The organism is Sphingomonas sp. S-NIH.Pt15_0812 (assembly GCF_003951315.1).
Lineage (GTDB): Bacteria > Pseudomonadota > Alphaproteobacteria > Sphingomonadales > Sphingomonadaceae > Sphingomonas.
In genome coordinates this window covers 1-22,660 of sequence record NZ_QLJH01000040.1, presented here as the reverse complement: position 1 = coordinate 22,660, position 22,660 = coordinate 1, and the positions used below count along the sequence as shown (strand labels likewise).

The following is a 22,660-nucleotide window of genomic DNA, read 5'->3' as shown; positions in this document are numbered from 1 at the left end:
CGGCAATTTTGCGGTATTGCGCCGCAGAGTTTGTCCGGGACGAACTCACGTCCTGTCACGCGTGACCTGACTTCCTGTCCTGCCTCCTGCCGGCTCACGTCCGGCCGCTGTCCGGGCGACGGTTTCCTCATCCCTCGGCAAAAATAAGCGGACACGGGAGGGTTCCGGCCGATCGCCGGTCCTGATGGTTGGGACACGCTATAATGATCCTATGCTCAAGCTGTCCCTCCATGATCTGTTTGGCCCCGAGGTCGTTGCCGCCTTTCAGACGCAGTGGACGTCGGATCCTGCCGCAGCAGCGGTTCAGGCGGAATGGGCCGTCCGGCTCATCATCGCACCGCAGGATGAGCGCGAACGGTTCGTGGCCAAATTCGTGCTGGCCCTGGTCGGTCCCGAACCGGACGGGCTTGCCTGGATGGAGGCGCTGGCGAAGGGCAGCTTCAACCTTCGGGACAACGTCACTTACGCGATCGGGCGGGTCGGAGAGAGCCCGAGCAAGTTCGTCAAGCGTCAGCGCGACCGTATCAGCGAGCTTGCCGATCATCCCAAGGCCCGGGGCCGCGTGGAGGAATATCGCAACGCCTATCATGACGCCTTGCGGCTGGTCGTTGCGTCGACCCTGCTGATGGAGATGCGGAAAGGGGTTGCCGCCAAGGCAGCGATCGGTGCTGGCTGGCCGCTGATGGCCGGCGTGAAGACGCATTGTACCGCGAACGAGAAGCGCGCTCTGTTCTGGTTCGGCAACGATGCCGAGTTGCAGCGCCGACTGGCCGAAGCGGCTAAAGAGATTCTGACGGCATTTCAGGCGGAACGGCCGATGGAAGTCGTACCCCGGCGAGCCGACCCGGATGGCAGCCTGCCACCTGGCGCGGACATCAACGAATTCTTTCGGCGCAAGTCTGATTCGTCGACCACCATCCGCCTCAGCCAGCAGAACCGGCGGACCATGCAAATCCAGAGGCCCAACTACATCACGCTGGCAGAAGCCGCCCCGCAGGATGATCAGGCGCGTGCCTACTTCCGCGCGAAAATGCTGCTCAGCCTCACTGAGACAGCATCGGGAGCGTACGCTTTGACAATGGCCGTCCGATCACAGCGGCGACGGGACCTACGTGAGCACTGGCTCGACGGTAGCAGCGCTGAAATGCCAGCGGACTATCATGTCGAGACCGCGATCTGGGATCACGTCCAAGGTGGCGGCTTCATGCCGGCCGACATCCCGGTGGAGCATGTCCACTATCTGGAAGAGGATGCATGTCATGCATTCCACACGAAGGGGAAAGAGTGGTTTGGTTTCGATAGCTGGCGACAGGCCGGCTTCTTCCGGTTCGATCCGGTTCCGACATCGCTCGACTGGCTGGACGTTTGAGATGCCTCCGGACCTTTCGGCAAATCCGAATTGTCTGGAGCGCGGAAAGCACGGATTGATACCAACGCAGCATCGGATCGTCAAAATCCCTGCGCGAACTTCAGCGCATCATCGTACAGTCCTGACGCAACGTTCGCAGCGACACTCTTGTTGATGATCCGCGCGATCCGCGCGATATCGTCCGAGCTGAGGGCGGCGAAATCATCGCGTGTAATCTCGTGGTGATCGAACAACGCATCGATGAAGTCGGCGGTGTCCGCGTATAGCCCCGTCTCCTTCTTCACCTGCCGGTCCCGCAGGTTGGCCTGTTCGGCCTCCTCATAGGCCTCAGCCTCCATCTCGGCCAGGTGGAGCGCCACTTCCTTGGCCAGAACCTGCTCGATCAACGGTTTCAGTTCCTTGCGCAGCTTTGCCGCAAGGGCGCGAAGCGCACGCAGTCGGTCCCGGTTGTACGTCGACTTGAGCATCAAGCCTTCGAGGTGCCGGCGATAGATCTCCACCAGCCGATTGCCGCAGAGCCCCCGAACCGCTGAGATCAGATTGGCTCGCCGCTCCTCATAGCTGGCCATCTCGGCCTGTAGCAGCTCCAACATGCTGGAGGTCGGCAGACTATCCACCTGCGACGTGTCGTCATGATCCTGCATCTCCGGTGATCCCGATCCTCCCTTGCGTATCGTCCGTCAGGCAGCTTTGTCCGGCGGGGGCGGCGAAGACGCCGCCCCCGCGCCCCCATCACGCCGCTGCGTCGATCTCGCCGAGACCGATCATCCGGCGACGGGTCCGAAGATTGACACGGGTGGTGCGCTTGTCGCCGGACACACGGGACGTGGCGATCCGAGCTTTGTCCGAAGCGGGATGTGTGATGAAGGCCGAGAGCGCCTTGCCCTTCAGATCCGACAGCAGGTCTTCATCGATGCCCTCGTCGATTGTAAGCGAGTTGCCATAGAGGAACACTCGCGGACCTGCCGGCGAGATATAGCCCGATACCACCAGCCGGCCATCCGCGTTGCTGAAATGGAATTGCCCGGCCGAACCTGCCCTGGCAGCGACGTCAGGAACGGCTACTCCAATCGAGCCTCGTGTCCGCAAGACCTGCGCGGCAATCGCCGGCAGTGTCTGACCCAGATGAGCGATGAGCGCTTCCGTCAGTGTGTCGACTTCGAGGACCGCATCCTTCTCGGCAAGGCGCTTGGCCATCGCTGCCCGGCGACGCTGAACGGGCTGAAGATGCGCGATGCCCGCCGCGAAGCGTCGATAGGTATAGCTGGGCAGTGACACGATTTCGGGTGCCAGCGTGTGGTCAAGCATCTCGATTTGGGCTTCGAGGCGTTGCTCGCACCAGTGAAAAGCCTGGCGAACATCAAGCGGCTCCATGCCGAACGACACCAGGCGCATGCCGTGACCCGTACGATCGATCCGTGCCTCGACCTTGGCGCGTACGGGCTCGACGCGTTCGTCAAAGCGTGCGGCATGTTTCCGGAACTCGCAGATACGCTGCGGGATCATGGCAGCGACCTCCTGGAAATCGCAGCGCGCCGCGGCCTTGAAGTTCAATCGCAAACGAAGTGGTCGACCATCCACGTTCAGGGAGATAACCGCTCCACCGGCCTCATCGCGCTCGTCTTTTTCAAGTTCGAACAACGCCTTGTCGGCAACTCCCGCCTGGATGATGACCGGCATCAAATTTCGCTCAGCCTTTTGCAACGTGCCAAGGACGTCGCTGCCCCGTTCAAATCTGCTGTAACAAACCATACTTCTCGCCTCCATTTCATCTCGATAGCTACACACACCTCCTTTCGAGAAGGTTATCCGGGACCATTATTGGCTACATGCCTGTAATTGCCCGTAAATTCACGAACAGAAGCAGCGAGTTCTACTTGGCAAGAACCAACGCAGCATATTCGCTAACGACATCAAGGCTGCTTCAACGCCTTATCAGTCCCTCAGTCGTGACATGCCATCGCTCTGATTATGGATAAGTTGCCAATCGGGAAGCGCCAATTGAAGCTTCGAGTTTGTCATCCGCACTGGGGCTACAATCCCCGCAAAACAAAACAAATTGCCCTACATGTACCTGATATAATTATTGGTCTCATTTCTTATTTCAAGAATTTGCGCTTTGAGCGGCCACCTCTTTAGCAGCGCTTCCCATACGAATAATCAAGCCGAGAAGCAACCGTGCATCGTGAAAGATAGCGTTCTATACCACATTTACTGCTAATTCCTGTGCTTCTATTTGGATATAGAGGAGCGAGTCGAAGCAAGCGCACCTTCTGACATAGGTAGGCATCCTTACTCTTTTGCCTCAATCAGGTCGCCGAGCCTGGCTGTGTCGCATCATTCGCTGACAGTTGCCCGCTACCGCTCAGAAAATCCTTGCGAAATCCGATGAAAATAAACAGGTTCTTGAAATTGCCCAACATGCCGTGGCAGGCATCCTCGTTGATCGGCACCATGAACAAGCCGCAGCTAGTCGGCACTGATCGCTTCACCCCCATTTGCTTATAGCCGGCACCGGCTTGCTGACGGTGCATGTGACCGCCGTGCCCGCCTCATTTCGTCTTTCTAGCCTTCGGCGGTCCTAAACGGCTCGGCGTGCGGACACCGAACTTCAGGCGGCTCGTGGGGCGAACGCGAATCGGCAGGCTCGGGTGGATGTGCGCGGTCAGCGGCGTCAAGTGCTTGAGTGCCTCCAACTTGATCGACAATTCCGCTTCGTCGTCATAGGTGCGCGCAGTCTCGGTCTCGCCCTCATGGCCAAAGATGTCGCAGCGAACGCTGTCCGGCACGACCCCCTTCAGGATCGACGTGGCGGTGCCGCGGAAGCTATGGACGTCCTTGTCTTTCCAAGCGCCGCCCACCTGATGCCGCCATGATGTTCCTTCAGGAAACGCCCATTTTCGCCACGGATTGAAGATGCTTTTATAGAAGGTGCTGGCGAAGCTCAAATTGGTGGGCGATGCCATTTCAGGAAACAGCATGGTGCAGCCCGCTGATCGGATCGCCCGAACATAGTCGATGAAGCCAAGTCGGATCAGTTCGGGATGGATCGGCAGCTTGCGGACGGACTGAACATTTTTCAGCCCTCGGTCTTCGGTGAAGTCGATCTGCAAATACGGAATCGGCGCATCCTCGTGCACATCTCTGAGCGGCAACCCGGCCAGTTCCGAGCTGCGACCACCGTAGAGCGGCAGCATCAGTGGCAGCCAGTACCAGGCATCGTGCAGGATTTCGCTACCGGGAGTCAGGCGGCGATCGATCCCGGCCACCCCGGTCCAGATCGGGGCTGACAGCAGTCGACGAACTTCCTGCTTCGTCCAGTTGGCCCGCTTCTCCCGGTCACGCTTACGCTGTTGACGTGCTTTTTTGCCGACGCCTTTCCGGGCCTTTTTGAAGCTGATCGGCTCGGCAGGACGATGACCATTCTCGTCGTTCGCACCCTCGGCATGATCAAGGACGGCCATGATCCACGTGATGTGCTTGTTTATCGTGATCTGCGAAACACCAAGCATCTCCGGCGCCATCGTCTTGGCCCGCTCCAGACTCGCCGCGATCCCGCCCGCGCGTTCCTCGGTCGTCCGACCCCAACGGTTCGGCAGGGCGCGACACAGGTCGGTGAAGGCGGTCACATGCTCTTGCGTGATATCCTCAATGAAGACGTCGCCGCCGCAGGCATGGTCGAACAGGCGAATGGCGGTTCGAACCTGCTGGATCGTGACCGCATCCCATGCGCGCTGGCCTTCGTGGACTGCGATGCAGGCTTCGGCGGCATCGACGAAGTATTGCTTCGCCTTGACCGACACCGGCTGGACCGCAGCCGCCTCGATGGGGCAGGGCGGTCGCGGCTCGGACTGCCGAGGTGCCGTGATCGACGCCTCCTCCCACGCAAATGGTGCGTCGTCCGCCAGTGCGTCGTCGATCCAGCTGGCTGGCACTCCTGCGTCCGTCAACAGGTTCGCCGTTGCCTTGCGGCACGCCACCGCTTTGGCGGCGCAGATCGTGACGCGTAGTTTGTCGAGGTTCGTGGTCGTCGGCGCGATCGCGAAGTTGGCGACATAGCTGTCGATCTGCTGTGCGGAGACAGGGCTACCACTCTGGAGATCGAAGACCGTATTGGCGACAGCCTTCGCCTCGCCCTTGTCCCAGCCGTTGTCGATCAATCGCTCATAGTCATCAAGCGACCATTTCGCCTCGACGCCGCGCTTCGACAGGAAGGTCCATGCCTCGGCATAGCGAGAGTTGAGGCTGGCGTGATCGGCGGCGGGGGTGCTGCTAGCGATCTGATCCTCAAGGATGCGCTGCAACTGCCAGCGCAGCGCGTCGCTGAATACCTTCTTGAGCTGGTCGGGTCTTACCCCGGAGGATCGTTCGCCATATCCCATGCGCAATGCTTCCGCCGCCGAACCAAGGCGCAGAGCGATAACCCGCGCGTCCGTAAAGCTCATCGCACCCATGGGTAACGCCAGCGTTAACCGCACGCCGGCGACCGTCATTTTCTTGCGCCACCAATAGCGACTGCCGCGTAGCGCCACGTTCGAAAAACCCATTCCGCCACCCCAAGGGGTACAGCGAGGGGTACAACCGTCCCTGATCGCCGTCGTTAAGACGCGAAATCAAAGACTTGCAAGCGGATGGTCGGGGAGACAGGATTCGAACCTGCGACATCCTGCTCCCAAAGCAGGCGCGCTACCGGACTGCGCCACTCCCCGACGCGTCGGTGCCCTTAGGCGCAGGCCGGCATCCGATGCAAGCGCCAATCGCGCGGGCCATGCGTTGCCGTACAGGGGTATCGCCGCCCGACGAAAGTCGATCGGATGCGCAAGCATTGCGACGGATGAAGGCAGGATGCGGCCGCTCGGCAATTTCATATGCGGAACAACGCCCCCGACCGCGCCCCTGCCGGAAAGCATCTCACAAGTTACTGCACTGCGGAGGTTTTTCGCTTACTTTCGGCCCAAACCTTCTGTTTAGGCCTTTGAAAGGCCATGAGGCTATGACAGGGAGGAGCAGCGAGGGAATTCGGTCGGATCGGTCAACCGATCGACCGTCGCGGCAACGCCGGGGGGTGTGGTGTGAAATCGGGACGTCGGAACAAGGCGGCTTCGCCTACGGGCATGTCCATGCCGCAACGGCTGGATTCGTTCCTGCAACAGCTGTTCGACTGGTTCACCGGCCTGCCCCGCCAGGAAGCCGCGGAACTTCGCGCCGACATCATGGAAGCGGTCATGCTGAAGATCGCGCCCCTGTTGCTGTCCGGCGTCGGCATCTTCCTGATGACGGGGGTCGCCTTTCAACTGACCCGCGCGCCCTGGGCGCTCGCCTGGGGCATCATCAACGGGCTGTTGTTCGTCGCCCGTCTCGTCGCCATGGCCCGCACCGGCCGCGCCGCGCCGCTATATGTCGCGCGGCGCATCTCCGGCCTGTCGATCCTGGCCTTTGTCGGGTTCGGCATCGGCTGCGGCCAATGCTTCGCGACCGGCGATCCGACGTTGCAGGTGATGGCGGTCATATCGGTGATGGCGACCGCGACCGCGATGGCGACGCGCTGGGCCGGCCTGCCCAGGCTGGCCGTGCCGGCGATCCTGGCCTATTCCCTGCCCTTCGCCGTCATCATCGCCCGATCCGACATCCATCATGCGGGTCTGCTGGCGGTGCAGTTCCTGATCGTGACGGCGGGTTTGATCACGCTGGCGCGCCAGACCCGCAAGGGCCTGATCACCACCCTGCGCGCGCAGCGACTGGCGCAGCGGATGGCGGCGACCGATCCGCTGACCGGCATCGGCAACCGCGCCGCCTTCGAGATCGCGACCGCGGCGATGCCTCCGACTTCCCCCTTCGGACTGGTGTCGGTCGACCTCGATCGTTTCAAGGCGGTGAACGACACGTTCGGCCACCTCATCGGTGACAAGGTGCTGTGCGAGGTGGCCCGGCGCCTGATCGTGGCGGCGGATGGCCATCCGGTCTTCCGCATGGGCGGCGACGAATTCATGATCCTGATCACGGATGGCGACGATCTGGCGGCCGTGGCAGACGCCGTGCGACACGAGGTTCGCCAGCCGATGCCGGGCCTCGCCCCCACATGCCTGCATCTGACCGCCAGCGTCGGCACGGGACAGGGGCTGGCCGGGCCAGACTGCCTCGACCTCATCCTCCACCAGGCCGATGAAGCCCTGTATTCGATCAAGCGCGCCAGGGCGGTCATCGCCTGATCCGCTGCCGCCCCGGCCGGCCCGGAACGACCATGCGGGCCCGGTCATTCAGATCGCATGACCGCCCAGCCGAGCGACCGCCCCGCCCCCGTCTCCGCCCCCCTGTCGTCACGCGGGCGCCAACCGGTGAGGACCGCCCGGCGCGACTATATCGTCATCTTCGGCGCGGCGGTCCGGCCCGGCGGGCGGCCGAGCCCGGCGTTGCGGCAACGGATTGATGGCGCGCTCGCCTGGGCGCGCGATCATCCCGGCGCGATGCTGCTGCCGACCGGCGGGGTCGGCGCGCATGGCCCGGCCGAGGCGGTGGTGATGAAGCGCGCGTTGGTCGATGCCGGGATCGCCGCATCGCGGATCATCGTCGAGCGTCATGGTCGCGACACGCTGGAATCGGTGCGGCTCTGCCACCGCATCCTGCAGGATCGCGGCGACTGCCGGCGCGTCATCTGCTGCACCAGCCGCTATCATCAGCCCCGCTGCGCCCTGTTGTTCCGCCTGCTGGGCTATCGCGTCGTCATTCCGGACGTGCCCAACCGGATGGGCCGCATGTCGCGCCGGACCTATGGCAGGATGGTCGCGCGCGAAATGGCCGCCACGCCCTATGACGGCCTGCTGCTGCTGCTCGGCGGGACATCGGGAGCAGAGGACGCCGCCTGACCGCACGCCTTCCCCTCCAGCGGTTGTAGGATGCCAGTGGTTCGCCTCGGTCCGAAGCCATCCTAGCGCCGGGTCGTGACGGCGAGCATGGCCAGCCCGCCGCTCGCCGTCAGCCCGGCCAACACCAGCATCACCCCCGCGAAATCGCGCGGCGTCGCCAGCAGCCAGGCGAGCGGTGGCCCAAGCAGCGACGGCAGCGTGTTGGCGAGGTTGAGCAGCCCCAGATCGCGCCCCCTATGGCGGGGATCGGGCAGGAGCAGCATCGCGACCCCGGCATGGAGCGCCACGAACACCGACGATCCCATGGCATAGACGGTGAAGGCCGCCGCCCCGATCGACCAGGTCCGCGCCAGCGCCATGCCGACCAGCCCTGCCGCCGCGACCAGCGCGGCGAGCAGCAAGGCCGGCTTGCGCCGCCGCGTGAGGTCCGACAACCGGCCCAGCAGCAGCGCGAGCGGCAGGGGGATCAGAAAGGCCAGGATCAGCAGATGGCCGATCCGCGTCGGCAGCAATCCATGCTCCACCGGGGACGTGATGCTCTCGAAATAATAGAGGAGATAGGTCTGGGTCACGACGCCGGCGATCTGGAGCAGCAGCCGCGCCACCCCGGCGACGACCAGGTCGCGGCGGCCGGGCGGCATGGCGTCCCCGCCCGCCCCGTCCGCGACGATGTCCTGTCGGCGCGGCAGCAGCAGCGGCAGCGTGCAGGCGGCGACGATTATCGGCAGCAGCGCGAACCGCGCCGTCTCCGACAGCAGGACCTGTCCCACGAGCAGCGCGGACACGCCCGACGCGACCGGATTGCCGAGCGCGAGCAGGCCGCCGCCGACCCCTTTCTGCGCGTCCGGCACCTCTTCGGCCATGATCGCCATCATCGGGGACAGCAGCATGTTGACCGCCGCCTGGAAGCCGACGACCGCCGCGACCAGCGCCAGCGGCGTCGACGCGACGGCTAGCCCCCCATAGCTGATCGCGGTCGCGACCAGGCCGACCGCCACCCAGCCCCGCCGGCCGCGGCCCCGGGCCATGGACCGGTCGCTCAACCAGCCGAACAGGATGTTCGACAGGCTGGCGGCGATGGCGCCCGCGACGACCGTCGCCGTGAACAGGCCGATCCGGGCCTCGCCGCTCAACCGCTCGACCTTGATCGGCAGCAACAGGGTGAGCAGCGGCAGATAGGCGATCACGCCGCCAACATTGGCCAGCGCCACGATACCCAGCAAGGCTGGCGAACGCTGGAAGATGCGGGGCCGCGTCATCGACATGTCCTGCCCCGCTTTGCGCCGCCGGGCAATGTCCGCATCAGGGCTTCATCGTCTGCGCCTCCAGCATCGCGGTCGACACCATCGTCCGGTCGGCGGCATCGCGCGCCAGCGCGACGCGGTAGCGACCGACCGCGATCCGCCAGCCCGGCAGGGCGGTGTCGTAATCGGCGACGATGCGCGGCTCGGCGGTCAGCGTGATCCGCCGCGTCTCGCCCGGCTTCAACGTCACGCGCGTGAAGGCCCCCAGCCGCATCGGCGCCGTGCCGCCGTCACGCCCGACATACATCTGCGGCACGTCCACGCCCTCGCGCGGGCCGGTGTTCACCACCTCGAACGTCACGCTCAACGTCTTGCCGCCGCGCACCACGGGGTTGCGATAGGCGAACTGCGTGTAGGTCAGCCCATGCCCGAAGGGGAAGAGCGGCTTCAGCCCCTTCTTCTCGTACCAGCGATAGCCGACATCGGCCCCCTCGACATAGTCGACCGGGAAACTGTCCAGCGTATAGCCGGCCGCCGCGGCGGGATTGGCGGCGGCGGCCGCCTGCAATCCGGTCATCCGGTCGAGCCCGACCGGGCGCGGGCGCGGCGGTTGCGAGGCATCGGCGGGGAAGGTGATCGGCAAGCGTCCCGAGGGCGCGACGCGGCCGGTCAGGATGGCGGCGATCGCCTCGCCACCGCGCTGGCCCGGATACCAGGCCTGCACCACCGCCGGCACCTTGGCGATCCAGGGCATCAGCACCGGCCCGCCCGTCTCCATCACCGCCACGGTGCGCGGCTGCGCCGCCGCGATCGCCTCGATCAGCGCATCCTGCTGGTTGGGCAGGCGCAGGTCGGGCACATCGTCGGCCTCGGTCGTCCATTGCGTCGCGAAGACGAGGGCGAGGTCGGCCGCCTTCGCCGCCTCGACCGTCGCGTTGAGGCTGCGACCATCGACCCAGTCGACCCGCACGCCCGGCAGGGCCTTGCGCAGCGCCTGGAGCGGCGAGGAGGCATGATAGGTGATCCGCGCGAACGAGGCCGAGCCGCCGGTCGACAACGGGATCTCGACCGGCGCGCCGCCGACCGATCGCACCTGGCTGGAGCCGCCGCCCGACAGCACGCCGACATCGGCATTGCCGCCGATCACGACGATGCGCTTCGCCGTGCGCGCGATCGGCAGCAGATTCCCGTCATTCTTCAGCAGCACGATCCCCGCCTCCGCGGTGCGCTGCGCCACCTCGGCATGGGCGGCATAGTCGGGGGTGATCGCCTTGGCGGGCATCGCCCCGGTAAAGGCCCCGGTCTCGATCAGGCCGGTCAGGTAGCGCGCGACCATATCGTCGATCCGCGCCATCGGCACCTGCCCCTTCTCGACCGCCTCTTTCAGCGGCGCGCCGAAATAGATCGCCTTGTCCAGTTCCTGGCCCGATTGCTGGTCCAGCCCGGCATTCGCCGCCTTGACGGTGGAATGGACCGCGCCCCAGTCGCTCATCACCCAGCCCCGATAGCCCCAGTCGCGTTTCAGCACATCGGTGAGCAGGTGCCTGTTCTCGCACGCCCAGTCGCCATTGACCTTGTTATAGGCGCACATGACCGAGCCGGGATGGCCGCGCTCGATCGCGATCTGGAACGCCAGCAGGTCGCTCATCCGAAGCGCCGCCTCGCCGATCCGCGCGTCGACGACGGTGCGGCCGGTCTCCTGCGCGTTGAGCGCGAAATGCTTGATGGTCGAAACAATCCGGTTCGACTGCACGCCCGCGATATGCGCGCCGCCCAGCAGCCCTGCGACCAGCGGGTCTTCGCCCAGATATTCGAAGTTGCGCCCGTTCCAGGGATCGCGCGTCAGGTTGACGCCGCCCGCCAGCAGCACGTTGAAGCGTTTGTCCCGCGCCTCCGCCCCGATCATGGCGCCGCCGGCGCGGGCGATGTCTGGATCGAAGCTGGCCGCCGTCGCCAGGCTGGAGGGCAAGGCGGTCGCGACATCGCCCTTGCGCTGCTCGACCTGGTTGGCGACGCCGAGCGACGCGTCGCTCTCGCGGACCAGCGGGATGCCCAGCCGGGCGATGCCGTCGATATGGCCGGCCGAGGGGATCAGTTCGTTCGTCGTCTTGCCCGCCGCCATCGGCGGGAACAGGCCGTGGAGCATCGCGATCTTCTCGTCGAGCGTCATCCGCGCGACCAGCGCCTCGGCGCGCGATCGTGCGTCGGAGGCCGGCGCCGCGGCCGCCCGCCCTGCCCGCATCTGCGCCGTCGATCCCGCCGCGCCGCAGAGCGCGACACCCAGCGCCGCCATCGAAACCCAATGCGTCCGTCGTCCAGCGATCATGCCGATCCTCCCCATGATGAGCCGCCTTCGCGCAGCCTTGTGTGGCCCTGTAAGCACAGCGAGTGAACGTTCACAACCATGCTGTTTCAATCCGTAAGAGCCGCTTGACAGCAACCTTGTCCTAAGCGAAGTGAACGTTCTCAACGACACGGCCGCAGACCGTGCGACATACAGGGGAGGTTCTTCATGCGCAGCGCCCACGCTCGCCTGCTTTCGCAATTCGCCATCGGCGTCTCCACCATCGCGCTCATCGGCCTGCCCGGCGTGGCGCACGCCCAGGACGCGGCCGCGACCATGGGCGCGACCGGCCCGTCCCAGACCGATCCGCAGCCCGCGACCAGCGACGGCGCGGCGGGCGAAGCGGACGGCGACATCGTCGTCACCGGCATCCGCGCCAGCTTGCGCGACTCGATCAACATCAAGCGCAACGGCCAGGGCATCGTCGACGCGATCAGCGCCGAGGATATGGGCAAGTTCCCCGACACCAACCTGGCGGAATCGCTCCAGCGCATCACCGGCGTGTCGATCGACCGGTCGAACGGCGAAGGCCAGTTCGTCACCGTGCGCGGCTTCGGCCCCGAATATAACCTCGTCACGCTGAACGGGCGGCAGATGCCGACCTCGACGATCGGTGACGGCAACAGCGCCCCCGCGTCGCGCTCGTTCGACTTCGCCAACCTCGCCTCCGAAGGCGTCGCGGCGCTGGAGGTCTACAAGTCCGGGCGCGCCACCGTGCCGACCGGCGGCATCGGTTCGACGATCAACATCCGCACCCCCCGCCCGCTCGACAAGCCGGGCCTGCGCGGCTCGATCTCGGCGCGCGGCGTCATCGACACCTCGCAGAACGGCAAGAAGGACATCACGCCCGAAGTGTCGGGCATCCTGTCGGACACCTTCGCCGACGACCGTATCGGCATCCTGGTCACCGGCGCCTATCAGCGCCGCAACTTCAGCGCCAACAGCGCCAATATCGGCTGGCGCGATGGCTATCTGGGCAATGAGAACAACTGGGGGTCGCTGGCGATGCCGGGCGACCCGCGCTACGCCAACATCACCAACCGCCCCGAGGCGACCGACGTCTATCAGGTGCCGCAGAATGGCGGATACGACGTCATCAACGGCCGGCGCGAGCGCATCAACGGCCAGGCGGTGCTGCAATTCCGCCCGACCGACCAGCTGACCGCCACGGTCGACTATACCTATTCGCGCAACACCATCGACATTCGCGACAACAGCGTCGGCATCTGGTACAACCACAACGACACGCTGAGCGCCTGGACCGACGGCCCCGTCGCCGGCCCGATCTTCTACACCGAGCGGTTCGGCGCGGGCGAGGCCAAGGACCTGGCCTATTCCGCCTCGCAGACGTCGGCGCGCAGCGAGAACAAGTCGCTCGGCGGCAACCTGACCTGGAACGCGCCGGGCGGCGTGACGATGACGGTCGACGCCCATCATTCGACCGCGGTGTCGAAGCCCGACAGCCCCTATGGCAACAGCAACTCGGTCGGCACGGCGGTGTTCGGCATCCAGAACCAGACGCTGAACTTCGACAACGACCTGCCGGTCATCTCGTACAACATGTATCCGGGCATCGACGCGCTGAACGCGGCCAACATCGTGCCGACCGGCAACGCCTTCCGCAATTCCTACTTCCGCGACCGGATCAACCAGATCCAGGTGCGCGGCCATTACGACCATGGCCATGGCGTGATGGACAGCCTGGACTGGGGTGCGGAATATACCGACAACAAGGTCCGCTCCGCCTATAGCGTGCTGCAGAACGACACCTGGGGCGGCACCGGCGGCGACAGCGCGGCGCAGCGCGCGGCGGCGGCGGCGCTGCTCCCCGACAGCCTGTTCACGCTGACCGGCATCCCCGACAAGTTCAAGGGGATCAGCGGCGCCAACGATCCCAACATCATCAAGTCCTTCTACACCTTCGACCTGCCCAGCGTCGTCAAGCTGCTCGACGATGCCTACAACATCTGCGGCGGCAACGGGGGCTGCCTGAAGCCATATGATACGGATTCGCGCATCCGTGAGAAGACGATGTCGGCTTATGCCCAGTTCAACGGCAAGTTCGACCTGTTCTCCCGCACCGCGCACCTGATCGCGGGCCTGCGGTTCGAGAATACCAATGTCTCCGCCTCGGCCCTGGTGCCGACACCGGTCGGCGCGCGGCAGAATTCGCAGAACGAGTTCAACGTGCTGTTCGAAGGCAGCGGCTTCACGACCTTCAAGGGCAGCTACCAGAACTGGCTCCCCTCGGTCGATTTCGACTTCCAGCCGCTGGAGAATGTGAAGCTGCGCGCCTCGTACAGCCACACCATCACCCGCGCCGATTATGGCAGCCTGCAGGGCGGTCGCCGCATCGACACGTTGTTCCGTGTCGGTGGTGGCTTCGGCTCGGTCGGCAATCCCAACCTCGTTCCGTTCAAGTCCAAGAATATCGACCTGTCGGCGGAATGGTACTACACTAGCGACAGCTATTTCTCGGTCGGCTACTTCCACAAGGACGTATCGAACTATATTGGCCGGACGCAGGTCAACACGACCTTGCCGGGTGTCACCACGCCGTTTGGCGGTCCGCGCTATCAGGAAGCGGTCGCGGCGTTGACCGCGAGTGGACAGGATCTGATCTTCTCCAACATTCGCAACTACATCGCCCGCGTCTATCCCACGACCGTCACGCGTGACCAAAACGGCGTTCCAGTAGCGATCGTGGCGCAACCCAACGATCCGTTGGTCAATTTCGTCATCACGACTCCATTCAACAGCGACCAGACCGCCGCCGTCGATGGCTTCGAATTCGCCGTCCAGCATAATTTCTGGAACACCGGCTTCGGTACGATCCTCAACTACACGATCGTCAACGGCAACCGGCCGTACGACAACCAGCTACCCTCCACCGTCGCGCAATTCGCGATCACCGGCCTGTCGGACAGCGCCAACGCGGTCCTGTTCTTCGACAAATACGGCATCAATGCGCGCGCCGCCTATAACTGGCGCAAGGGTTATCTGGCGGGGGCCGGGACCAATCCGGTCTATGTCAACACCTATGGCCAGCTCGACGGCACGGCGAGCTATGCGATCACGCCCCATGTCACGATCTTCGCCGAGGGGATCAACATATTGGGTGAGAATCGCGGCGGCCATCTGCGCTCCGACCGAAACATCAATTTCGTGACCAAGCAGGATGCGCGCTACTCCGCGGGCGTGCGCTTCACCTTCTGAGTTCCCCGACGACCTGCCAGCCTTTCCGACCGGGAAGGCTGGCTTTTTTTGCGCGGGACCGGCACGTCTGCGACAGCTCCGGCCGCCGGATGCCCATAGACGAGAGTTGCGTTCGATGACCAACCAGCACGCGATCCTGACCGCCGAGGCGCATCGCGACCTGACCATCCGCACCGAACGCGCCGCCGCGCTGGGCGACGCGGCGATGTGCTGCATCACCGTGCCGAGCGAGTTCCGCGCGGTGCAGAGCGCCTATCCCATCCTGTTCCGCCTGAGCGACACGCGTGACCGTTTCTCGGCGCTGGCGATGTTCGGGTTCGAGAATGGCGAGAACCTGTTCCTGAACGATGGCCGCTGGGAGGCGCGCTATCGCCCGCTGGCGATGGAGATCCAGCCCTTCCTGATCGGCGGCTCGCCGACCGACGACAACCTCAAGCAGGTGCATGTCGACCTGTCCTCCCCCCGCATCGGCCGGCCCGGCCAGGGCGAGCGGCTGTTCGACGAGATGGGCCGTCCGACCCCCTATCTCGACCGGGTCGCCGGCCAGCTCGGCGCGCTCGACGAAGGCTATCGCGCCGCGCCCGACTTCTTCGCCGCGCTCCACCGCCACGACCTGCTCGAACCCTTCACGCTCGACGTGACGCTGGACGACGGGTCGCGCAACCAGCTGGTCGGCTTCCACATCATCGACGAGGACCGGCTGGCCTCGTTGGACGCCCCTATCCTGGCGGCGCTGAACGCCGCCGGCCATCTGCTGCCCATCTACATGGCGATCGCCTCGCTGGAGCATTTCGGCGAGCTGGTCGCCCGTCGCAACCGGCGGATCGCCCGTGACCGTGGCTGATCCGGGACCGCTCGCCGGCCTGTCGCCGGTGCCCGAGGTGACGGTGGCCGATGCCGCCGATCTCGACGCCCGGCTGCGCGCCGCCGACACCCCCTTCGTCATCCGCGGCCTCGCCGCCGGCTGGCCGCTGGTCGAGGCCGGATTGCGATCGGCGGATGCGGCGCGCGACTATCTGCTCCGCCACCACCGCGACCGGCCCTTCACCGTCTCGGTCGGCCAGCCGGGCAGCGGCGGGCGGCTGTTCTACGACGATGCGATGGCGATGAACTTCCGCACCTTCGACGCGAAGCTGCCGGAGGTGTTCGCGCGCATGGCGGCGTTCGCCGGCCACCCGGACGCGCCGACCGTCTATCTCGCCTCGATCGACGTGCATCAATATTTCGACGGACTGCACGCCGCCAACCATATCGACCTCGGCGCGCGCGAACCGCTGGCCAGCATCTGGATGGGCGGTCGCACCCGGATCGCCGCGCATAACGACGTGCCGCACAATCTGGCGGTGGTCGCGGTCGGCCATCGCCGCTTCACGCTGTTCCCGCGCGACCAGTTCCGCAACCTCTATCTGGGGCCGGTGGACAACACCCCCGCCGGCCGCGCGGTCAGCATGGTCGATTTCCACGCGCCCGACCTCGCCCGCCATCCCCGCTTCGAAGAGGCGATGGCGCATGGCCAGGTGGTGGAGATGGGTCCGGGCGACGCGCTCTACATCCCGGCTCTGTGGTGGCATCATGTCGAAGGGCTCGACGACTTCAACGTGCTGGTCAATTACTGGTGGCGGGAGACGCCGCGCTGGATGGGCCAGCCGCAGGAGGCGCTCAACCATGCGCTGATGGCGATCCGCGACCTGCCCGCCGACCAGAAGGCGCATTGGCGCGACATGTTCGACCATTATGTCTTCAACAATGACGACGGCGTCACTGCGCATATCCCGCAGGGCGGTCGCGGCGTGCTGGACCCGATGACGCCGGAACTGGCCGGGCGGCTGCGCGGCTTCCTGCTCCGGGCGCTCAGCCGATGAACGCCGTCACGCCCCGCCGCATCGTCATCGCCGGGGGCGGCACCGCCGGCTGGATGGCGGCCGCCGCGCTGACCCGCACGCTGGGCCGCACCGCGGAGGTGACCCTGGTCGAGTCCGACGCGATCGGCACCATCGGCGTCGGCGAGTCGACCATCCCGCCGCTCATCACCTTCAACCGCCTGCTCGGCATCGGCGAGGCCGAGTTCATGGCCGCGACCCAGGCGACCTTCAAGCTCGGCATCCAGTTCGACGGGTGGAAGGGACCCGAAGACAGCTATTTCCATGCCTTCGGCCTGACCGGCAAGGATCATTGGGCGGCCGGTTTCCAGCATTTCTGGCTCGACGGACAGGCGCGTGGCCATGCCGAGCCCTATGACGACTATTGCCTGGAACTGGTCGCCGCGCGGGAAGGCAAGTTCGCGCATCTGCCCGACGACCGCATGAGCTACGCCTACCAGCTCGACTCCACGCTCTACGGTCGTTTCCTGCGCCGCATGGCGGAGGGCGACGGCACGACGCGGATCGAGGGCCGGATCGCCGGGGTGGATCTCGACGCCGAAAGCGGCGACATCGCCGCGCTGCGCCTGGATGACGGCCGGCGGATCGAGGGCGACCTGTTCCTCGACTGCACCGGTTTCCGGGCGCTGCTGATCGGGCAGGCGCTGCATGTCGGCTATGACGACTGGACGCACTGGCTGCCCTGCGATGCCGCGATCGCGGTGCAGACGGAAAGCGTTCGTCCCCCCGTCCCCTATACCCGCGCCATGGCGCATGACGCCGGCTGGCAATGGCGCATCCCGCTCCAGCACCGGGTCGGCAACGGCATCGTCTATTGCAGCCGCTATCTGGACCGCGAGGCGGCGCTCCGACGCCTGCTCGGCAATGTCGAGGGCAAGGTGCTGACCGAGCCCAATCACCTGCGCTTCGTCACCGGCGCGCGCCGCCGGCAATGGCACCGCAACTGCATCGCCATCGGCCTGTCGGGCGGGTTCATGGAGCCGCTGGAATCGACCAGCATCCACCTGATCCAGCGTGCGATCCTGCGCCTGATCCGGCTGCTGCCGCCGGGGCCCATATCGCCCCATGACGTGGCGGAGTTCAACGACCAGCAGCTGACCGACATGGACCAGATCCGGGATTTCCTGATCCTGCACTACAAGGTCACCGAACGGCGCGACAGCGGCTTCTGGCGGCATTGCGCGGCGATGGACATCCCCGACAGCCTGGCCCAGAAGATCGGCCTATTCCGCGAGACCGGCCGCGTCTTCCGCCGAAACGACGAGCTTTTCGCCGAGAATAGCTGGATCCAGGTCATGCTGGGCCAGGGCATCACGCCGCAGGCCCATCACCCGATCGCCGCCAAGCTGCCCGACGAGGAACTGGCGCGGTTCCTGGGCGGCCTGCGCCAGTCGGTGGCGACGGCGATGCGCGGCCTGCCGCCCCACGCCGACTATGTCGCGCGCTATTGCGGCGCGGCCCCCGCCTGATGGCGCGGCGTCGCCAGGCGGTGACGATCCGCCACGTCGCCGCCGATGCGGGCGTCTCGCTCCAGACGGTCAGCCGCGTCATCAACAAGGAGCCGAACGTCCGGCCCGAGATGATGGAGCGGGTCCAGGCCTCGATCGCCCGGCTCGGCTATGTCCCGTCGATCGCGGCCCAGCGCATGGGCGGCTCGCGCTCCTATCTGATCGTCGCGCTCAACGACCGGGAACGCACCATCGCCGGCTGGCGCAACCGCCAGGGCACCGACTGGGTCGACCAGATGCTGCTCGGCGGCATGTTGACCTGCGCCGAACATGGCTATCGCCTGCTGGTCGAGCTGGTCGACACGCATAGCGACCATATCGAGCGCGAACTGCTCGGCGCGATCGCCGCGATCCAGCCCGACGGCGTCATCCTCACCCCGCCCCATTCCGAGAACCCGCTGATCACCCGCCTGCTGGAGGAACAGGGGATCAGCTTCGCGCGCATCGGATCGCTCAAGGCCGGCGGCGGCTTCGCGGTCGCGATCGACGACGAGGGCGCGGCGCGGCTGGCGACCGAGCATCTGGTCGCGCTGGGCCATCGGCGGATCGGCTTCATCGCCGGGCCCGACGATTATGAACTGAGCGCCCGACGCGTCGCCGGCTGGCGCACGGTGATGGCGCAGGCGGGGTGCCCGACCGACGGCCTGCTCGCCCAGGGCGATTTCGGGTTCGAGACCGGCCGCGCCGCCGCCCTCGCCCTGCTGGACGGCCCCGCCCCGCCGACCGCGATCGTCGCCAGCAGCGACCAGATGGCGCTCGCCACGCTGGAACTGGCGCGGGAGCGCGGGCTGGGCGTGCCGGGGGCGCTATCGATCGTCAGCTTCGACGACACGCCGATCGTCCGCTTCGTCCACCCGCCCCTGACCGCGATCGTCCAACCGATCGCCGAGGTGACCGCGCGGGCGGTGGAGCGGGTCATCGCCGAACAGGCCGGCCGCACGCCACCCAACGACCCCGTCATCGTGCCGGCGACGCTGGCGATCCGCGCCTCGACCGGCCGCCCGATCTTGGCGTAAGGGACCAGGGGCGGCGGGATCTTCGCAGCCATGTACGAGGGGTAGCGGATGAACGACGCGGCGAAGGGTTGGGACGGCGATCAGGTCCGCCGCTGGCTGGCCAGCCGGATCGAGGCGGCCCGGCTCGACCAGGCGGCGGCGGACCGGCGCGGCTATGCGGCGAACGATGACTACGACCTCGCCGCCGCCGAGGAATGGGTCTGCCGCGCGCTACAGGCGGGCGGTCATGCCGATGACCAGGCGGCGTTCGCGGCTCAGGTCAAGGCGCTGCTCGCGCGCGAGGACTATCCGGCGACCGGCGTGCATGACGATCGCCGGTACGAGCGCAACGTCCGCGCGCATCTGCGCAAGGTCGCCAAGATGACCAAGGCCAATGACGGTTTTGCCAACACCCTGCGCTACCAAAGCGGCAAGTGACATCAGAAGAGACGGACCAACCCCATGGCGCGCAAGCATGCGAAACACGATCCCTATCCGCCCGCCGACCAGGACGCGGACGAGCCGCCGCCGCCGGTGGTCGCCTGCTGGCTGTGCGGTCGCCCGACCGGCAAGACCATCGTCTGGCATCATCCCGTGCCCAAGAGCCGGGGTGGCCGCGACGTCGTGCCGATGCATCCGATCTGCCAGCAGACGCTGATGGCGAACTTCACCAATTCCGAATTGCAGCGCCACGGCATGGACGTGGAGGCGCTGCTCGCGCATCCCGATGTGCGCAAGTTCGTCGACTGGGTGGCGAACAAGGACCCGGACTTCACCGCCACCACCGCGAAGAAGCGGCGGTAAGGCCAGGCGACCCCGGGGCCTATGATGCCGCGCCGGCCCCGCCCCGACGTTCGGCCTCCGGGGCCAGAAGCTGGGCGAGGCGCACCGGCGCGAAGCCGTGCACGTCGACGCCGACATCGAACTGGCGCGGCATCGGCTTCAACCGGCCGTGGCTGTGGCCGTGCAGGTTGAGCGCGCCCCTGTGCTGGCCGTTCCAGCTGCGAAAGGGATAGTGGCACAGCACCAGCCGATGGCCGTCCGCGTCGATCTCCGCATAGTCGCCGACGCTTGCCCAGCCAGCCGCCGCGACGGTGGCGTCGGGATCGTTGTTGCCGCGCAGCAGGTGCTTGGTGCCGTTCAGCCGCTCCAGCAGCGCCGCCACGTCCCCCGGCCGCCGCGCGACATCGCCCAGATGCCAGACATCGTCCCCCGGCCCGACCGCCGCGTTCCACTGCTCGACGATCAGCGCGTCCATCGCGGCCACATCGGCAAAGGGCCGTTTTTGGATGTTGATCGTGCGATGGTCGCCGAAATGCGTATCGGCGGTGAAGAAAAGGGCCATGCGGTCCCAAACGACCGAGCATCGGTGGCGGTGCCCTCGCGACGGACTTGCCGTGCGCGCCCCGCGCCCTATCGTCGCGCCGCCAATCATATAGGGGCCGATGTGGATTTCCTCGACGACCGACGCGCGCTGCTGCGCGCCGCCTTTCTCGCCCCCGCCGGCCTCTCGACTGTGGCGCACGCCGCCGGCCTGGCGGCGGAGAAAGGCCCCGGCCCCGGCATCGCCCATGCGCTGGCGGAACGCCGCGCGGCGCAGATCGCGGACGTGCGCTACGACCTGTCGCTCGACCTGACCGGCAAGGCGCGCGCGAGCGGTACAATCGCCATTCGCTTCGACCGCGTCGCCGGCAGCGGCGACCTGGTGCTCGACTTCCGGGGTCCGGACCTGTCCGACCTGCTCGTCAACGACCGGCCCCTTTCTACCCAAGGGCGAAGGGACGGCCACCTGACCCTGCCGCACGCGCTGCTGCTCACGGGTGCCAACCGCATCACCGCCCGGTTCGCGACGCCGGTCGCGGCGTCCGGCGCGGCGATCATCCGCTATCGCGACGACAAGGATGACGGCGTCTATCTCTACACGCTGCTGGTGCCGTCCGACGCGAACCTGCTCTTTCCCTGTTTCGACCAGCCCGACCTGAAGGCACGGTTCCGCTGGACGCTCACCGCGCCCGCCGGCTGGACGGTGATCGCCAACGGCCCGCTGGCCGAGCAGAGCGCCGCCGGCGCCGCCACCCGCTGGCGGTTCGCGGAGACCGAGCCGATCTCCACCTATCTCGCCGCCTTCGCCGCCGGTCCCTGGACGCACTGGACCTCCGCGCCCGCCGGCGACCGGCCGATCAGCCTCTATGCGCGCGCCTCCCGCCGCGCCGAGGTGGATGCCGAGGCGCAGATCGCCACCAACCGCGCCGCCGTCCGCTGGCTCGCCGACTGGTTCGCCATCCCCTATCCCTTCGCCAAGCTCGACCTGGTGCTGGCCCCCGCCTTCCCGTTCGGCGGCATGGAGCATGTCGGCGCGGTCTTCTACAATGAGGACCGGTTCGTCTTTCGCGAGCCGCCGACGCTGCCGCAGCGCGTCAACCGCGATGCGACCATCTATCACGAGATCAGCCACCAATGGTTCGGCGACGATGTGACGATGCGCTGGTTCGACGACCTGTGGCTGAAGGAAGGATTCTCCACCTATATGGCGGCGCGCATCCAGGCGGAGTTGCAGCCGGACAGCAATGCCTGGACCACCTTCCTCCTGTCGACCAAGACGCCCGCGTACCGCGCCGACGCGACCAGCGGCACCCAGGCCCTGTGGCAGCCGCTAGACAATCTGGACGCGGCCAAGAGCAATTACGGCCCGATCGTCTACAACAAGGCGCCGGCCGTCATCAAACAGCTCGCCTTCCTGGTCGGCGAGGACGGCTTCCGCCGCGGCCTGCACCATTTCCTGCGCGACCACGCCTATGGCAACGCCACCTGGCAGGATCTGCTCGGCGCGATCGGCCGGGCGTCGGGCGTCGACCTCGGCGCGTTCGGGCGGCACTATATGCTGCGCGCCGGGCTTCCCCGCATCGACACGCGGCTGACGCCGGCGGGCGACCGTATCGGCGCGCTGGCCCTGGTCCAGCGCCCGGCCCGCGCGCTGCCTGGCGATCCGGGCGGCGCCTGGCCGATGAAGGTGCGCGTGCGGCTCGGCTATCGCGACCGCGACGATGTGGTGCTGGAGACCGCGTTCGACGGAGCGACGGCGACGCTGGCCGATGCGACGGGCTTGCCGATGCCGGACTATGTCTGGGCGAATGACGGCGATCAGGGCTATGGGCTGTTCCTGCCCGACGCGCGGACCGTCGCCTGGACCGTCGCGCAGGGCGGCAGCGTCACCGATCCGCTGCTCCGCGCCCTGTTGTGG

18 protein-coding genes and 1 tRNA gene are annotated in these 22,660 nt (G+C 66.3%); 11 read left to right on the top strand and 8 right to left on the bottom strand.

The window, feature by feature from the left end:
* Nucleotides 1-211 precede the first annotated feature (211 nt).
* Nucleotides 212-1,369: a hypothetical protein gene (locus BRX43_RS17765; protein WP_125996424.1), complete on the top strand. Its 1,158-nt coding sequence runs from the start codon at nucleotides 212-214 to the stop codon at nucleotides 1,367-1,369.
* Nucleotides 1,370-1,449: 80 nt separating this feature from the next.
* On the opposite strand, the gene BRX43_RS17760 is transcribed toward BRX43_RS17765, so the two are convergent.
* The 5 genes from BRX43_RS17760 to BRX43_RS17740 all read right to left on the bottom strand — a co-directional run bounded on the left by BRX43_RS17760 (nucleotide 1,450) and on the right by BRX43_RS17740 (nucleotide 6,078).
* Complete coding sequence (locus BRX43_RS17760; protein WP_125996423.1) at nucleotides 1,450-2,013, bottom strand: hypothetical protein; 564 nt, start codon at nucleotides 2,011-2,013, stop codon at nucleotides 1,450-1,452.
* A gap of 88 nt (nucleotides 2,014-2,101) precedes the next feature.
* Nucleotides 2,102-3,049 (bottom strand): hypothetical protein, encoded by a 948-nt coding sequence (locus tag BRX43_RS17755; protein ID WP_125996422.1) that lies wholly within the window; start codon nucleotides 3,047-3,049, stop codon nucleotides 2,102-2,104.
* 629 nt (nucleotides 3,050-3,678) lie between these two features.
* The gene (locus tag BRX43_RS17750; RefSeq protein WP_125996421.1) at nucleotides 3,679-3,903 is read right to left on the bottom strand and encodes a hypothetical protein; all 225 of its coding nucleotides are present in this window, start codon (nucleotides 3,901-3,903) and stop codon (nucleotides 3,679-3,681) included.
* An 18-nt stretch (nucleotides 3,904-3,921) separates the two neighbouring features.
* Nucleotides 3,922-5,916 (bottom strand): hypothetical protein, encoded by a 1,995-nt coding sequence (locus BRX43_RS17745; RefSeq protein WP_125996420.1) that lies wholly within the window; start codon nucleotides 5,914-5,916, stop codon nucleotides 3,922-3,924.
* Between the two features lie 85 nt (nucleotides 5,917-6,001).
* Nucleotides 6,002-6,078 (bottom strand) — tRNA-Pro (locus BRX43_RS17740).
* Nucleotides 6,079-6,489: 411 nt separating this feature from the next.
* Between BRX43_RS17740 and BRX43_RS17735 the strand changes: the two genes are divergently transcribed.
* Both BRX43_RS17735 and BRX43_RS17730 read left to right on the top strand, forming a co-directional pair.
* Complete coding sequence (locus tag BRX43_RS17735) at nucleotides 6,490-7,578, top strand: GGDEF domain-containing protein (protein ID WP_164523662.1); 1,089 nt, start codon at nucleotides 6,490-6,492, stop codon at nucleotides 7,576-7,578.
* A 57-nt stretch (nucleotides 7,579-7,635) separates the two neighbouring features.
* A complete protein-coding gene (locus BRX43_RS17730; RefSeq protein WP_125996418.1) occupies nucleotides 7,636-8,232 on the top strand; it encodes a YdcF family protein in 597 nt (198 codons plus the stop codon).
* A gap of 62 nt (nucleotides 8,233-8,294) precedes the next feature.
* Here BRX43_RS17730 and BRX43_RS17725 read toward each other — a convergent pair whose 3' ends face one another.
* Together BRX43_RS17725 and BRX43_RS17720 are read right to left on the bottom strand one after the other, a co-directional pair.
* Nucleotides 8,295-9,491 carry an MFS transporter gene (locus tag BRX43_RS17725; RefSeq protein WP_125996417.1) on the bottom strand — a complete coding sequence of 399 codons (1,197 nt, stop codon included), beginning with the start codon at nucleotides 9,489-9,491 and terminating at the stop codon, nucleotides 8,295-8,297.
* Nucleotides 9,492-9,534: 43 nt separating this feature from the next.
* Complete coding sequence (locus tag BRX43_RS17720; RefSeq protein ID WP_241215049.1) at nucleotides 9,535-11,718, bottom strand: beta-glucosidase; 2,184 nt, start codon at nucleotides 11,716-11,718, stop codon at nucleotides 9,535-9,537.
* A 270-nt stretch (nucleotides 11,719-11,988) separates the two neighbouring features.
* On the opposite strand from BRX43_RS17720, the gene BRX43_RS17715 reads away from it, so the two are divergent.
* The 7 genes from BRX43_RS17715 (at nucleotide 11,989) to BRX43_RS17685 (ending at nucleotide 20,223) form a co-directional block, all read left to right on the top strand.
* The gene (locus BRX43_RS17715) at nucleotides 11,989-15,036 is read left to right on the top strand and encodes a TonB-dependent receptor (RefSeq protein WP_125996415.1); all 3,048 of its coding nucleotides are present in this window, start codon (nucleotides 11,989-11,991) and stop codon (nucleotides 15,034-15,036) included.
* A gap of 115 nt (nucleotides 15,037-15,151) precedes the next feature.
* Nucleotides 15,152-15,880: a SapC family protein gene (locus tag BRX43_RS17710; protein ID WP_125996414.1), complete on the top strand. Its 729-nt coding sequence runs from the start codon at nucleotides 15,152-15,154 to the stop codon at nucleotides 15,878-15,880.
* On the top strand, nucleotides 15,867-16,898 hold the full coding sequence (locus BRX43_RS17705; RefSeq protein WP_125996413.1) for a cupin-like domain-containing protein: 1,032 nt from the start codon (nucleotides 15,867-15,869) through the stop codon (nucleotides 16,896-16,898). Before BRX43_RS17710 ends, BRX43_RS17705 begins: the two co-directional genes overlap by 14 nt.
* A complete protein-coding gene (locus BRX43_RS17700; RefSeq protein WP_125996412.1) occupies nucleotides 16,895-18,385 on the top strand; it encodes a tryptophan halogenase family protein in 1,491 nt (496 codons plus the stop codon). The genes BRX43_RS17705 and BRX43_RS17700 overlap by 4 nt, the downstream gene beginning before the upstream one ends.
* Nucleotides 18,385-19,440, top strand: coding sequence for a LacI family DNA-binding transcriptional regulator (locus BRX43_RS17695; protein ID WP_206433266.1), 1,056 nt, complete (start codon nucleotides 18,385-18,387; stop codon nucleotides 19,438-19,440). The genes BRX43_RS17700 and BRX43_RS17695 overlap by 1 nt, the downstream gene beginning before the upstream one ends.
* A 48-nt stretch (nucleotides 19,441-19,488) precedes the next feature.
* Nucleotides 19,489-19,857 carry a hypothetical protein gene (locus BRX43_RS17690; protein ID WP_125996410.1) on the top strand — a complete coding sequence of 123 codons (369 nt, stop codon included), beginning with the start codon at nucleotides 19,489-19,491 and terminating at the stop codon, nucleotides 19,855-19,857.
* Nucleotides 19,858-19,881: 24 nt separating this feature from the next.
* Nucleotides 19,882-20,223, top strand: a complete 342-nt coding sequence (locus tag BRX43_RS17685) for a hypothetical protein (protein ID WP_125996409.1) — start codon at nucleotides 19,882-19,884, stop codon at nucleotides 20,221-20,223.
* Between the two features lie 19 nt (nucleotides 20,224-20,242).
* On the opposite strand, the gene BRX43_RS17680 is transcribed toward BRX43_RS17685, so the two are convergent.
* Nucleotides 20,243-20,764 carry a metallophosphoesterase family protein gene (locus BRX43_RS17680; protein WP_125996408.1) on the bottom strand — a complete coding sequence of 174 codons (522 nt, stop codon included), beginning with the start codon at nucleotides 20,762-20,764 and terminating at the stop codon, nucleotides 20,243-20,245.
* Between the two features lie 102 nt (nucleotides 20,765-20,866).
* Here BRX43_RS17680 and BRX43_RS17675 point away from each other — a divergent pair.
* Nucleotides 20,867-22,660 (top strand): M1 family aminopeptidase (locus tag BRX43_RS17675; RefSeq protein ID WP_241215048.1); only part of this gene is annotated, 1,794 nt, incomplete at its 3' end.

Excerpts from the sequence above, each read along its gene's own strand:
- BRX43_RS17695 (WP_206433266.1), top strand. The coding sequence starts at position 18,385 with ATGGCGCGGCGTCGCCAGGCGGTGACGATCCGCCACGTCGCCGCCGAT.
- BRX43_RS17765 (WP_125996424.1), top strand. The coding sequence starts at position 212 with ATGCTCAAGCTGTCCCTCCATGATCTGTTTGGCCCCGAGGTCGTTGCC.
- BRX43_RS17685 (WP_125996409.1), top strand. The coding sequence starts at position 19,882 with ATGGCGCGCAAGCATGCGAAACACGATCCCTATCCGCCCGCCGACCAG.
- BRX43_RS17755 (WP_125996422.1), bottom strand. The coding sequence starts at position 3,049 with ATGCCGGTCATCATCCAGGCGGGAGTTGCCGACAAGGCGTTGTTCGAA.
- BRX43_RS17745 (WP_125996420.1), bottom strand. The coding sequence starts at position 5,916 with ATGGGTTTTTCGAACGTGGCGCTACGCGGCAGTCGCTATTGGTGGCGC.
- BRX43_RS17710 (WP_125996414.1), top strand. The coding sequence starts at position 15,152 with ATGACCAACCAGCACGCGATCCTGACCGCCGAGGCGCATCGCGACCTG.
- BRX43_RS17700 (WP_125996412.1), top strand. The coding sequence starts at position 16,895 with ATGAACGCCGTCACGCCCCGCCGCATCGTCATCGCCGGGGGCGGCACC.
- BRX43_RS17760 (WP_125996423.1), bottom strand. The coding sequence starts at position 2,013 with ATGCAGGATCATGACGACACGTCGCAGGTGGATAGTCTGCCGACCTCC.
- BRX43_RS17730 (WP_125996418.1), top strand. The coding sequence starts at position 7,636 with ATGACCGCCCAGCCGAGCGACCGCCCCGCCCCCGTCTCCGCCCCCCTG.
- BRX43_RS17680 (WP_125996408.1), bottom strand. The coding sequence starts at position 20,764 with ATGGCCCTTTTCTTCACCGCCGATACGCATTTCGGCGACCATCGCACG.
- BRX43_RS17725 (WP_125996417.1), bottom strand. The coding sequence starts at position 9,491 with ATGACGCGGCCCCGCATCTTCCAGCGTTCGCCAGCCTTGCTGGGTATC.
- BRX43_RS17720 (WP_241215049.1), bottom strand. The coding sequence starts at position 11,718 with ATGCGGGCAGGGCGGGCGGCCGCGGCGCCGGCCTCCGACGCACGATCG.
- BRX43_RS17750 (WP_125996421.1), bottom strand. The coding sequence starts at position 3,903 with ATGCACCGTCAGCAAGCCGGTGCCGGCTATAAGCAAATGGGGGTGAAG.
- BRX43_RS17715 (WP_125996415.1), top strand. The coding sequence starts at position 11,989 with ATGCGCAGCGCCCACGCTCGCCTGCTTTCGCAATTCGCCATCGGCGTC.
- BRX43_RS17735 (WP_164523662.1), top strand. The coding sequence starts at position 6,490 with ATGCCGCAACGGCTGGATTCGTTCCTGCAACAGCTGTTCGACTGGTTC.
- BRX43_RS17690 (WP_125996410.1), top strand. The coding sequence starts at position 19,489 with ATGAACGACGCGGCGAAGGGTTGGGACGGCGATCAGGTCCGCCGCTGG.